This is a genomic window from Methanobacterium sp., assembly GCF_038562635.1.
Classification (GTDB): Archaea; Methanobacteriota; Methanobacteria; order Methanobacteriales; family Methanobacteriaceae; genus Methanobacterium_D.
Window position 1 is genome coordinate 1,596,470 of record NZ_JBCFBO010000001.1, and the last position, 13,091, is coordinate 1,609,560.

The window sequence follows — 13,091 nt, forward strand, 5'->3', positions numbered from 1 at the left end:
TTGATCACCTGTATGATTTTAAGTTTTTAAAGATTCTAATCTTTGTTGCCATGATTTGGATTTAGTAGGTGTGTAATTAACTGCAGTTCTTTTTACGTTTATAGCTTTTGTAGGACATACATTTGCACATGCTCCACAGTATATACAGAACTGTTCTTTTTTATCGATTTTATCGCCGATTTCAGCTGGTTTGGATGGTTTGTGGAACTCTAATACATCACATGGGCATATATCTACACATGCTCCACATGCTTCACATTTTTCTTCGTCAAATTCCAGTTCACCTTCGAATGGCTTTTCAACAGCTACTGCTTCTTTTGGACAGACGTCTTCACACCATCCGCATCTTACACATGATTCTTCATCAATGATTGCTTTACCAGTGATTTCAGCTGCTTCTGGGCTGATTTCGTATTCACCGTATGAACATGCTCTACATGCTTCCATTATAGCGTTTTCAGGACATGCACGTTTACATACACCACAGTAAACACATTTTTCTTCATCTACTGATATTTCGAAGTCTTCAGGCCCTTTCTGTTCAATGGTTATAGCGTCTGCAGGGCACATTTCTTCACATACACCACAGTCTATACATTTTTCTTTGTTGATTTCAATTTCACCAGATACAAGTTTTGACCTGTCTGGGAGTACCCTTGCAACAGTTACTGCTTCCTGTGGGCATGCTCTTTCACATGCTTTACAGTAAACACATGCGTCATCACTTATTTCTGCAGAAGATATGAGACGTGGGTAAGTTTCTATTTCTTTTATTGGTTTACCGTCTATTGTGAGATCTAATGCATCTACAGGGCATGCAACATCACACATACCACAAAGTACACATTTATGTTCATCTATTGTTATTTTAGGCTCTTCAGCACCGGTCCTTACTATTGCACCAATGTCGCCGAGCTCTATTGCCTCTACTGGGCATATTTGTTCACAAATGCCGCAGCCAACACATGTTTCATTCTTGAATGACAGCTTTCTTTCTTCTTCAGCTGATCTTTCAATGTCGAAATTTTTGGCTTTGACTTCTTTTACATTTGCAGCCATTATTTTTCCTCCAAAACTATTTTAATTGAATTAGTAGGACATTTTTCTTCACACATAAGACATCCACAACATGACTCAGAGTCTATCTGTGCTTTGAGATTATCCAACGATATGGCATTCATCAAACATGTATCTACACAAAGCCCACAACCAATACATGAGTCCTTCACTTTTGCTCTGTATTTCTGGTTTAAACATGTCTTAACAATTGTTCTTGTTGTATCCATGTTTTCTAAAAGAGCACTTGTTAACTTCAGGAAGTCCTTTGGACAGAAACCTTTAATGAGTTCTGCTATCTCTATAGATCCCATAGATATATTTCTACCATTTAAATAATGAGAAAGTGTTGATCTGTCCATATCCAACATTTCTGATATCTCTCTCTGGCTGCGTCCCTCTCTAATGAGTTCTACTGCCGCTAAATATTTTAATCCTGAAGCAATGTGTTTTGGCATGATGGACACCTTGTGTATTAATTACACATCTTGTTTCTATAAATATATATATTTCGACTAGGTAAATATAGCAAGTTATATATACTGATGTGTACTTGACACACATCTTTACACTATAAAAATCATCCCCTATACGCATACTTTTTCAAAAAAACTGCATACAATTAAAGCCATTAAAATTCTTCAATTTTAAATTTCAAGCCAGATAAAGCTTTTTTCCATACCTGCATTTTGAACCCGTTTTATGGCCATCATGATTTTAAAATTTAACAAAAATAACAACCTATTTGCACCAGCTTTTTCAAGACATATTAAAGGTTAAAAAAATAATCAATAATGATATTTAGCTGGTGTCTATTATGTACTCATCAAACTTAATTCCTGTAGAAAATGCACTGAAACTAATTGAAAGTGTAAAAATAACACTTAAAAAAGAAGATATACCTCTTGAAGAAGCAAATACAAGAGTTTTAGCTGAAAACATTGAAGTATTAATTGATGTTCCCCCATTTGACAGATCTGCAATGGACGGGTATGCTGTAATAGCAGAAGATACAGTGATGGCATCCAAATCTAATCCAATATATCTTGAAGTTATAGATGAAATTGGTGCTGGAAGCGTATCTAATCACACCCTAAGTCAAGGACAAGCAATTAAAATAGCAACAGGGGCACCTATGCCTCCAGGTTCAAACGCAGTTGTAATGGAAGAAGATATTGAACACGTAGATAATAAGATTAAAATAACTAAAAACGTTGCTTTTAATAGAGATGTAGCGCTTAAAGGCGAAGATTTAAAAAAAGGAGAAATTATTTTAAAGGAAGGCCAAATTCTAGATCCTAATCACCTTTCTGTGATAGCCTCATCAGGTTACAGCAGGGTTAAAGTATTCAAAAAACCTGAAGTAGGAGTTATTATAACTGGAAATGAGCTTGTAGATCCAACCACAAATCTTGAACCTGGGAAAATAGTGAATTCAAATAGATTTGCTTTGAAAGGACTGGTTGAAGATTCTTTTGCAGTTCCCCACATTAAACACTGCATAGATGATTTGGATACCCTGGTAAATGAACTCCATGAATATGCCCAAAAATATGATGTAGTAATCACAACTGGAGGGACCGCAATCAGCAAGGGAGATGTTGTGGTAAGCGCAACTTCTAAACTTGGAGAAGTTCTGGTTCACGGCGTTGCCATCAAACCAGGGAAACCTGCTGGATTTGGTGTTGTAAATAATAAACCTGTTTTCATGCTTTCAGGTTATCCAGTAGCTGCCGCAGTCCAATTTGACATTTTTGCAAGAAATTATATCCTAAAAATGCAGAATATCTACAAAAAGTTCGATTTAATAGAATGCACTGCAGGTGATGATATAAGATCATCTAAAGGTAAGTGCAATATAATAAGAGCAAAGCTTGAAAAAGACTTGGTTTACCCAATAAAAACAAAAGCAGGCATAAATAAATCAGCAGTGCTTTCAAACTGTTATATATTCATTGATGAAGATACTAAAGATATAAAAAAAGGTGAAAAGTGCAATATACTTAAATACAGCTCTTTAAAAGTTTTTGAGTGAATTTAAGTTATATTTTTATTTTATTCCTGATTTTTTGTAATCTGATCAAGAAGTTCATGAGCTTCCCCAAAATTCTCATCCTTTACAAGCAGGCCCCTAAGTATTTCAACCGCTTCATCATATTTTTTGAGATAATAAAAGCCGTTAGCCTGCAGGTATGAAGCATATTTATAGAAATCGTCGTCGTCTTTAGAGTAGGTGTAAAGGAAATTTTCAAGTGCAGTTACAGATTCATCATATTTTTTTAACATAAACAGAGTGTATCCTTTGTTATACCAAACCATCCTATCAAGTGGATTTATACGAATAACCTGTTCAAAACAGGCCAGTGCTTGTTCATATTTCTTAAGTTCTAGAAGGGATATTCCTTTATTGTTCCATGCAGGAAAGAAATCTTCATCCAGATTAATTGCTTTATCAAAAAATTCGACTGCTCGTTGAACTTCACCCTGCCCTAAAAAGGACATCGCTTGTTTATGAAACACTTCAGCTTCTTTTTTACCCATTAAAATCAACCTCAAAAACTCTATTATTTTCCATTATGATTACTTATTTCAACATCATATAAAACTGAAAAATTAAAATTATGATAAACTTACTCTTTTTCAACCTTCACCGCACAAACCTTAAATTCTGGCGTATTGGATATAGGATCCATTGCAGGGCTTGTGAGAACATTTGTAGGCGTCTCACCGAAGTGGAACGTCATGAAGACTACTCCTTTTGGAGACATATCAGTTACTTCTACCCTTGTTTTAACTTCACCCCTCCTTGAGGTTACCTTAACTATATCCCCATTCTCAAGTCCAAGTTCTGCCGCGTCTTCAGGGTTTATTTCTACTGGATCATCACCGTACAATTCAACAAGACCATCAGCGGCTCCAGTCATCGTAGTAGTATGATAATGGTAGATACTACGCCCTGTTGTAAGGAGTAATGGATATTCTTCATCAGGCAGCTCAGCGGGAGGTCTGTAGTGTAAAGGTATGAACTTCCCTTTGCCGCTTTCAGTTGCAAATTTTTCTACATGCAGAATTGGAGTTCCCTGGTCTTTTTCATCAATACAAGGCCATTGTATGCCCCCTTCTTCAATGCGGCTGTATGTAATTCCACCAAATATTGGAGCAACTGAAGCAAGTTCATCTACAATGGATGAAGCATCTTTAAATTCAAATCCTTCTGTACCCATCTTTTTAGCAATTTCACAGGTTATTTCCCAATCAGCTCTAGATTCGCCTACTGGTTCTATTGCTTTTCGTACCCTCTGTATTCTTCGCTCTGCATTGGTAAATGTACCATCTTTTTCAGCATAAGATGCTGCAGGCAGTACCACATCAGCCATGCGTGCCGTTTCAGTCATGAAAATATCCTGAACTATTAAAAAGTCAAGATTCTCAAGGGATTTAATGATGCTTGAAGAGTCAGGCTCGCTTAAAACCGGATTTTCACCCATGATATAAAGTGCTTTAACTGTTCCAAGACTTGATGCACCTATAACAAAAGGCATTTTTAATCCTACAGATTTATCTAATTCACAGCCCCACATTTCTTCAAATTTCTTATAAACTTGGGGGTCATCCACTTTCTGGTATCCCGGATATGAATCAGGCAAACATCCCATATCACAGGATCCCTGAACATTATTTTGTCCCCTAATCGGGTTTACTCCAGTGGAAGGTTTTCCGATGTTTCCTGTAAGAAGCGCCAGGTTACTGAGCGCAAATACATTATCAGTTCCATGAGAATGCTCCGTTATACCTAACGAGTACAGAATAGATGCAGGTTTTGTTGACGCGTATAACCTTGCCGCTTCCCTTATCTCTTCTTTGTTAACTCCTGTAATTTCTTCAACTGAGTCAAGATCAAATTCTTCAAGTGATTTTTTAAATTCATCGAAGTTTTCTGTGCGTTCATCGACAAAGGAAGAATCATACAAGCCTTCATCAATTATCACCCTCATCATACCCATAAGGAGAGCAACGTCAGTTCCGGGATTATGTTTTAAGAACACATCCGCATATTTTGAAAGCTGTATTTCCCTTGGATCTGCAACAATGAGCTTTTTACCCTTTTTAGCTGCCTCAATCATTCTCATACCTATAACTGGATATGACGCCGTTGCATTGGTACCTATAATAAATAGACAATCAGCATCAGGTATTTCATCTATAGAATTACTCATTGCCCCGCTCCCCATACTTCGGGCAAGACCTGCAACTGATGGTGCATGGCATGAACGTGCGCAGTTATCCACATTATTTGTGCCCATTACAACACGTGTAAATTTCTGGAGAGCATAATTATCTTCATTTGTGCATCTTGCAGATGAAATCGCTGCAAAATTGTCTCCCTTATATTTTTCAAGGTTTTGAGCTATAAAATCAAGTGCTTCGTCCCAGCTTACTTCTTCAAATTTTCCATTCCTTTTTATTAGAGGCGAAGTTAATCTGTCAGGGTGATTAATGAATTTGTATCCAAATCGGCCCTTAACACAGAGGTTACCTTTATTTACTTTATTATCTGGATCAGCCCTTACACCTGTAATCTCATTTCCCCGGACTCCAAGATATATGCTACAACCAACACCACAGTATGGACATGTGCTTTTAACTTCCCTTGAAGGTTTTGGACTGTTTTTAGAAACCAGTGCACCCACAGGGCATCTTACAACGCATTCACCACAAGATACACAGGCCGATTCCATTATAGGCCTATCTGCAAATGTTGTAATTTTTGTATTGCACCCCCTAAATCCAAAATCAACTGCATTTACACCCAGCATCTCGCTGCATGTTCTAACACATATCCCGCACAGTATACATTTCTTAAGATCCCTGTCAAAAAATGGATTGGATTCGTCCCTCTCAAGATCTATAGTCGAACACCTTAAACTTCCCAGATCATCCCTTTGAATGCCAAGATAAGAAGCTATCTCCTGCAGTTTGCATTCATTATTTTTAGCGCATGTAAGGCAGTCCATCTCATGGTTTGCAATTAAAAGTTCTGCAACAAGCCTCCTTACTTTATTTACTGCTTCACTTTCACTCTTTATATTCATTCCTTCCTGTGCAATTGTTTCACATGATGTAACCAATCTTCCATCATCATTTTCAACTAAGCACAATCTACAGGCCCCATATGGTTTTAATTGAGGGCTGTAACATAAATTTGGAATATAAATACCGTTTTCAAGTGCCGCCTCAAGTATGGTGGTTCCTTCTTCCGTTTCTATATTAAATCCATCTATTGTAAATGTGATTTTATTTTTCTTCATGTTAATCATTGAAATCTGTAAATTATCAAAATTAGATTCTAAAATGAGTATCTATCCATTGTATACATACTCTTTTATCTCCAAAATATGGAAAATATCCGATATATGTAAGTTATTTAGAAATTATATATCATCATATTTATTTATATTGAAATTCCCAAAAATAAGGTACAGCATACATTAAACAAAATTAGTTTATGATAAATTATTATAATTAAATACGCTTTATTAATGATATATTACTCAATAAGACATTGAATTATTCTATAGGTGTAATTATGAAAGTTATAGCTGTTTCTGGAACAAAAAATACTGGAAAAACAACACTCGTTACAAGAATCGTTGCTGAACTTACAAGCAGGGGCTTCAGCGTTGGAACCATTAAACACACCCACCACACTTTTGATCTTGAAGGTAAAGATACATGGAAACACAGGGAAGCTGGGGCAGAAATTGTAGTGGGTTCAGGTGATGAAACCTTTTTAACTGTAAATGAAAACATGGACCTAGACCAGATTTTAAGTATGGTGAAATTCATTAAAGACCTTGATTTTGTAGTTTTAGAAAGTTTTAAACATTGTAACTATGCTAAAGTAGCTACATCCAATATTGAAGATGAATTCACAATAACCCAAGTCAATGCTCTTGAAATGAATGAAGAGGATGTCAAACCGATTGTAGATCTAATTGAAGAAAGAAGCTACGGCATTTTACAGAATTTAGATTGTAAAAAATGCGGTTTTGAAAACTGTACAGAGTTTGCAAAAGCTGCCGTAAAAGGAGAAGTAGAAAAAGGCACAGAATGTAAAACAGAATCTGATGAAATTCTACTCAGAGTAGATGACCATATTATCCCAATGAACTTCTTTGTACAGGATTTCGTTAAAAATGCAGTTATAGGCATGATAAAATCCCTTAAAACCGAAGAATTTGGAGTAGGAGAAGGCAAGAAAATTGAATTGATAATACGAGATAAAAATTAATTACTGATTTTTACTAATCTAAACGTAAAAAATTTTAAATTTAAACTTAAAAAATAGCGTAAAAAGGATTTAAATTATATCCTTATTTACCTTCATCCATCTCTATTTTTGGTATGCATTCCATAGCATCATACTTTCCAGAACACAGCTCGATGCATGTACCGCATTTTATACATTTTTCCTGGTCGATTACATGAGGCTGCTTCTTTTCACCACTAATTGCATCTACAGGACATGATTTAAAGCATAACCTGCAGCCGTTGCATTCTTCAGTTATTATACTGTAAGCTATGAATTCTTTACATGCAAGGGCAGGGCAAAGATGGTCATTGATATGTGCATTGTATTCATTTTCAAAGTATTTCAGTGTTGTAAGCACTGGATTCGGTGTGTTTTGACCTAAACCACACAGTGAACCCATTTTAATTCCTTCTGAAAGGTCTTTAAGCAGCTGTACATCTTCAAGTTTACCTTTTCCTTCAGTTATATCGGTCAATATATCCAGCATCTGTTTTGCACCTAATCTACATGGTACGCACTTACCGCAGGACTCTCTCTGGGAAAATTCAAGGAAATAACGGGAAACTTCAACCATGCACGTACTTTCGTCCATTATAACAAGCCCGCCAGAGCCCATTATAGCACCAGCCATAGTAAGAGAATCATAGTCTATTGGAGTGTCTATGAAGTTTTCAGGAAGGCAACCTCCAGAAGGGCCTCCAATTTGCACTGCTTTAAATTTTTTGCCGCCGGGAATACCTCCACCGATGTCGAAAATTACTTCTCTTAAGGTTGTTCCAAGAGGTACCTCAATTAAGCCAGGCCTTTCAATTTCACCCACTAGAGAAAATGTTTTGGTCCCTTTACTTGAGTCTGTTCCAAATTCTGCGAATTTATCAGGGTTTTTCTGCATTATAAGCGCTACACTTGCAAGGGTTTCCACGTTGTTTATAACGGTTGGTTTACCAAATAGGCCAGAAGTTGTTGGAAATGGGGGGCGTGTACGTGGAGTTCCTCTTTTTCCTTCAACTGAGGCTATTAAAGCAGTCTCTTCACCACATACAAATGCACCGGCACCTTCTTTTATTTCTATATCAAAATTAAATCCAGAGCCGCAGATATTCTCCCCTAAAAATCCATATTCTCGCATCTGTTTTATTGCATGCTTTAAATGATCGAGTGCAAGAGGATATTCAGCCCTGCAGTATATGTATGCCTTTTTCGCGCCGATGACGTATCCTGCTATGAGTATTCCTTCCAAAACTGAATGAGGATCACTTTCAAGAAGAGACCTGTTCATGAACGCCCCTGGATCTCCTTCATCAGCGTTGCATATTAAATACCTGGTTTCCCCGCCGGAATCACGGCAGAACTGCCATTTCATCCATGTAGGGAATCCTGCTCCACCTCTTCCTCTAAGTCCAGATTCTTTTATTTTTTCTATAACTTCCTCTGGTGCCATTTCAATGGCATCCATAAATCCACTGTACCCATCATTTGCAATGTAGTGGTTGATATTCTTTGGATCTATAATACCACAGTTACGTAAAATCCGCCTTACTTGCGGTTTTAACACTTCAGTATCAAAAAATAAAGGTATGCCCTCAATTTTTCCTTCTCCAATAGTTCCAAGGGCATATTCAGGCAAAGGATCGTCTTCTACAATGTAAGATCTGATGATTTCTTGTGCTGTCTTCTTTGTTACATTTCCATAGAAAATTCCCGGCTTTCCCTGCTTAAAAATCGTTATTATTGGTTCTGCGTAGCATAACCCAATACAGCCCACTTCAATGATCTCTGCATTTGCATTATTTTTCTCCAATTCATCTTGAATTACAGATTTTACAAGAGCTGCACCTGCAGATTTTCCGCATGTGGCAGAACCTATGAGTATTAATGGGTCTTCGCTTTTATAAAGCGATTTGTATTCCTTTTTTGCAGTTTTAACTATTTTATCGAAATTCATTGATTTCCCTTTTTAAAGTTTTGATCTAATTACTTCTTTTTCTTTACTTTTTTTCCTTTTAAAAAGTCTTTTAATATTTTTTAAAGATATATGAGACTCAACTTCATCATTGACCATGGCACATGGCGCTAAAGCGCAGCAGCCCAGACACCCCACAGATTCAAGAGAATAATCTAAATCAGTGGTCACTTCTCCTTCTTTGATACCCAGATGTCTTTCAATTCCAGCTAATATTTGAGGCGCGCCCTGTACGTGGCATGCAGTCCCGGTACAAACCATTATATGTTTTTTACCCACAGGAGTAAATCTAAACTGAGAATAAAATGTTGCAACTCCATATATTTCGCTTTCAGGCATCTTCAAAAAGTTTGAAAGCTCTATTATTATATCTTCAGGTAGGTATCCATAATTAGACTGGATATCCTGTAAAATAGGAATTAATTCTGATTTTTCGCCTTTGTAATTTGATAAAATTTCGCTTAATTTGTCTTCCATTCTTTTCCACCGGTTTACTAATTATATCTTAAATGTACTGGTTAAATTTGACTTATCAGTTGACTGATTGAATTTTTTAAAAAGAGTAATGATATAAAAATATACATTTTTTCTATTTATATTTATTTCACCACAATCATTTGAATTTTTTTGGACGATTTTTTAGGCGCTATAATGAAATTGCTAATCAGTAATAAATATATCCAATTAAAATCATATTATAAACAGGTAAATAAAAAGAAATGGGGATAATAACCATGGCAGATGAACTTCCAGATCATTATGTAAGTATAAGAGAAAGATATAAAGAATTTGGGAATGCATTAAGCAATTTAGGTAAAATAACAGATCAATCCGGCCCTATAGATCATAAACATTCACATTTAATTCAGCTTGCAGCATCAGCTGCCATAAGATCAGAAGGTGCCGTACACAGCCACGCAAGAAGAGCTCTTGAACTTGGAGCCTCTCCTGAGGAACTATATCATGCGTTAATTATTATCACAAGTACTATAGGATTCCCAAATGTAGCTGCAGCCATCTCATGGGTAGATGACGTTGTAATGGATAAAAAATAAATAAGTAACTCTTTTTTAAAGCATTAATTTATTAATTTTTTTATTTTTGCGTCAGTTTTAATAATCAGTGAACTAATTAAATATAGACAGACTTTTTGACTACGAGGTAATTCCATGGCAGAAATGTTTAAAAAAGTAAATGCTACACGTGTTGATAAAGGAATCTCTCAGGTAGAGGAAAAAATTGTTAATGACGAGCAAATCAAAATTATCATAAATGAGACAGTCACTAGAAGTTTTTCCATAAGCCCTAACTCTTTAAAAGAGTTTGCAGTAGGATACTTACTTGGAGAAGGATTAGCTGTATCTGTAGACAATATAACCAAAATAAAAGTTGAAGATTATACCATCAACGTAACTGTTGACCTCGCTGATTTTGATATCAGGAAAGAACTGATCGTGGGCTCTGACTGCTTTGGAGGGTGGAGAACAAAAATTGATTATATAAATGAAGTAGATTCAGATTATACCATCTCTAAAGAGGACATATTTGAAGGATTTAAAAAATTAAAAGAAGAAGCCCATGTATGGCAGGAAACCGGCGGTACCCACATAGCAGGTCTTGTAAATAAAGATACTGATGAATTTATAGGTATAGAAGATGTAAGCCGCCACGTTGCAGTGGATAAAGTTATAGGTGCAAGTGCACTTAAAAAAATAGATTTTTCAAGGAGTTTCCTCGTATACAGTGGGCGAATGCCTGCAGACATGTTAATAAAGGTTGCAAGGACTGGAATCCCAATTTTAACTTCTAATGCAGCCCCTACTTCTTCAGGTTATTCCGTTGCCCAAAAAGCAGGAATAACATTAGCAGGATTTGTCAGGGGAGAACGGTTTAACATATATACACATCCCTACAGGATTTTAATATAAAAATAGTATAACACCTATGTGTTATACGCAGAATATCCTACTGGATAAATATATATCGTATTTTCATTTTCTGGAAGGCCGAGAACTGTATGGACCTGGTCATCTTTAAATGAACCCAAGGCTACTGTTACCAGACCTCTGGCTTCAGCTTCCAGATAAATATTTTCTCCAGCATGCCCCGCTTCTAAATTCACAAATCGAGTACAAAGTGTTTCATCTTTATATTTAGCCACCATTTTACTGTAATCTCCAGTAATTACGATATCTACTGGGGCTTCTTTTACCCATGCCTGTCCGTTTGCAGCCTGAGACAAATCTGAACGAGCATCACTTTCTGATGTTTTCTCCAGAGTGTTGTTATAGGGATTATAATGATATATTCCTTCACTTAACCCTGTTACCCCATCTTTACCTACAATAATATACACTTCCAGTGGATAGACCTGTCCGCCGGAGGGTACCGATCTTAAGTTGTTAGCTTTATCAGTGATTCCCTGCGCAGCCCACATAAGCTGTGAAACATCTTGTAAAGTTATAGATTGGTTAGTATAGTGCCTCACAGAACGCCTATTTTGTATAGCTTGCTCCACAGACACGTTGCCATCAAGTATAGGGCTTGGAAGGTTTATTGTACTGATAACTGTCCTCTGGCTGTTACTGGTTGTTGCAGATTGAGGCCAGACTAAATAAGCAATTGTTACACCAAGTAAGATAATTAGGATAATTAGAATAATTTTTCCTTTTCTGGACATAACTAGTACTCTCCGTCCATTTTACATATATAGTTTAATATTACCTGAAATTAATCCGATTATAAAAAACAAAAAAAATCATTTAAAAAAGAAAATCATCAAAAACATATCGCAAACCAAAGATTTTTGGAGTTATCTGTTCAATTCCAAAAAAATCACTCAAACAGTATGCCTCGCCTTCAAATCTTCCCTGTCAACCGCTCAAAAATCAGTATGATTTTTGGCGCCCCGAAAAATCCCTCAAAATTCAAAGAATTTTGGGGCCGTGAAAATTGAAAATTTTCACAGGCTTTGATTTTTCGAGGGCTTTTTAGAAAAAAGCCGCCAAACACGTAGTGTTTGAGGCCACAAAAATCTACGATTTTTGTTGGGATTGATCAAAAACACACTGTAACTATCAACTCCTCTTAAAAATCACTCAAGAACAGTATGCCTCGCCTTCAAATCTTCTTCTGTTTTTCCCATTTTATGCATAAGCTCAGCTATGACACCTTCAAGGAATATAAAAGTTGATACTTCAAATAAAGTTCCAAGTGGAGACAGTGGTTGATGCCTTCCGTTTATCTGGCGTTTAATATAATCTTTTTCTGTGTCAATTTTAGTTCTGCCTTTAATTGGCATTATCAGATCAGAAAGACCCCCAAGAGTTGAATCTTCATAAGAAGTTACAGCAATTATTTTTGCCCCTCTTTTTTTACTTATTGTAGCAGTGCTTATAATAAAACTGGTCTCTCCTGACCCTGAAATTGCAAGTAAACAGTCATCAGCATATATAGCTGGAGTTATAGTTTCCCCGACCACATACACACTTATTCCAAGATGCATTAACCTCATAGCAAAGGCCCTTGCAACCAGTCCAGATCTTCCAAGACCTATTATAAAAACATTGTTTGCATTAATTAGCATGTCAAGCATTTCTTCAATGCGTTCACTGTCAATTTCTGATGATACACCCTTAATATTGTCCACTATTTCATCTATAGCCTCATTTAAAATCATTTTCTCACCGGTTGCAGAATCTATATTTCTATATTCTTTCTTAGTATATTTACCTATAAATATTGATTTGGTTATATCCT

At 36.2% G+C, this 13,091-nt stretch carries 12 protein-coding genes; 4 read left to right on the forward strand and 8 right to left on the reverse strand.

Going from position 1 to position 13,091, the window contains the following annotated elements:
* Nucleotides 1–18 precede the first annotated feature (18 nt).
* Both fwdF and AAGU07_RS07830 read right to left on the reverse strand, forming a co-directional pair.
* Nucleotides 19–1,059: a tungsten-dependent formylmethanofuran dehydrogenase subunit FwdF gene (fwdF, locus tag AAGU07_RS07825; protein WP_069584504.1), complete on the reverse strand. Its 1,041-nt coding sequence runs from the start codon at nt 1,057–1,059 to the stop codon at nt 19–21.
* On the reverse strand, nt 1,059–1,514 hold the full coding sequence (locus AAGU07_RS07830; protein WP_342458553.1) for a 4Fe-4S binding protein: 456 nt from the start codon (nt 1,512–1,514) through the stop codon (nt 1,059–1,061). The genes fwdF and AAGU07_RS07830 overlap by 1 nt, the downstream gene beginning before the upstream one ends.
* A gap of 359 nt (nt 1,515–1,873) precedes the next feature.
* On the opposite strand from AAGU07_RS07830, the gene glp reads away from it, so the two are divergent.
* On the forward strand, nt 1,874–3,091 hold the full coding sequence (gene glp, locus AAGU07_RS07835) for a gephyrin-like molybdotransferase Glp (protein WP_342458554.1): 1,218 nt from the start codon (nt 1,874–1,876) through the stop codon (nt 3,089–3,091).
* Nucleotides 3,092–3,111: 20 nt separating this feature from the next.
* Here the strand turns inward: glp and AAGU07_RS07840 are convergent, their stop codons facing one another.
* Both AAGU07_RS07840 and fdhF read right to left on the reverse strand, forming a co-directional pair.
* Nucleotides 3,112–3,597 carry a tetratricopeptide repeat protein gene (locus AAGU07_RS07840; protein ID WP_342458555.1) on the reverse strand — a complete coding sequence of 162 codons (486 nt, stop codon included), beginning with the start codon at nt 3,595–3,597 and terminating at the stop codon, nt 3,112–3,114.
* Between the two features lie 89 nt (nt 3,598–3,686).
* Nucleotides 3,687–6,365: a formate dehydrogenase subunit alpha gene (gene fdhF / locus AAGU07_RS07845; RefSeq protein WP_342458556.1), complete on the reverse strand. Its 2,679-nt coding sequence runs from the start codon at nt 6,363–6,365 to the stop codon at nt 3,687–3,689.
* A gap of 278 nt (nt 6,366–6,643) precedes the next feature.
* Between fdhF and mobB the strand changes: the two genes are divergently transcribed.
* Nucleotides 6,644–7,348 (forward strand): molybdopterin-guanine dinucleotide biosynthesis protein B, encoded by a 705-nt coding sequence (gene mobB, locus AAGU07_RS07850; protein WP_342458557.1) that lies wholly within the window; start codon nt 6,644–6,646, stop codon nt 7,346–7,348.
* Nucleotides 7,349–7,430: 82 nt separating this feature from the next.
* Here the strand turns inward: mobB and AAGU07_RS07855 are convergent, their stop codons facing one another.
* Nucleotides 7,431–9,314, reverse strand: coding sequence for an NADH-quinone oxidoreductase subunit NuoF (locus tag AAGU07_RS07855; protein WP_342458558.1), 1,884 nt, complete (start codon nt 9,312–9,314; stop codon nt 7,431–7,433).
* 12 nt (nt 9,315–9,326) lie between these two features.
* Nucleotides 9,327–9,809: an NADH-quinone oxidoreductase subunit NuoE gene (gene nuoE, locus AAGU07_RS07860; protein WP_342458559.1), complete on the reverse strand. Its 483-nt coding sequence runs from the start codon at nt 9,807–9,809 to the stop codon at nt 9,327–9,329.
* Nucleotides 9,810–10,066: 257 nt separating this feature from the next.
* Here nuoE and AAGU07_RS07865 point away from each other — a divergent pair, with 257 nt between their 5' ends.
* Nucleotides 10,067–10,387, forward strand: coding sequence for a carboxymuconolactone decarboxylase family protein (locus AAGU07_RS07865; RefSeq protein WP_342458560.1), 321 nt, complete (start codon nt 10,067–10,069; stop codon nt 10,385–10,387).
* Between the two features lie 114 nt (nt 10,388–10,501).
* Nucleotides 10,502–11,260 (forward strand): formate dehydrogenase accessory sulfurtransferase FdhD, encoded by a 759-nt coding sequence (gene fdhD / locus AAGU07_RS07870; protein ID WP_342458561.1) that lies wholly within the window; start codon nt 10,502–10,504, stop codon nt 11,258–11,260.
* Nucleotides 11,261–11,274: 14 nt separating this feature from the next.
* Here fdhD and AAGU07_RS07875 read toward each other — a convergent pair whose 3' ends face one another.
* A complete protein-coding gene (locus AAGU07_RS07875; RefSeq protein WP_342458562.1) occupies nt 11,275–12,012 on the reverse strand; it encodes a SagB/ThcOx family dehydrogenase in 738 nt (245 codons plus the stop codon).
* A gap of 414 nt (nt 12,013–12,426) precedes the next feature.
* On the reverse strand, nt 12,427–13,011 hold the full coding sequence (hxlB, locus tag AAGU07_RS07880; RefSeq protein ID WP_069584526.1) for a 6-phospho-3-hexuloisomerase: 585 nt from the start codon (nt 13,009–13,011) through the stop codon (nt 12,427–12,429).
* Between the last annotated feature and the right edge of the window lie 80 nt (nt 13,012–13,091).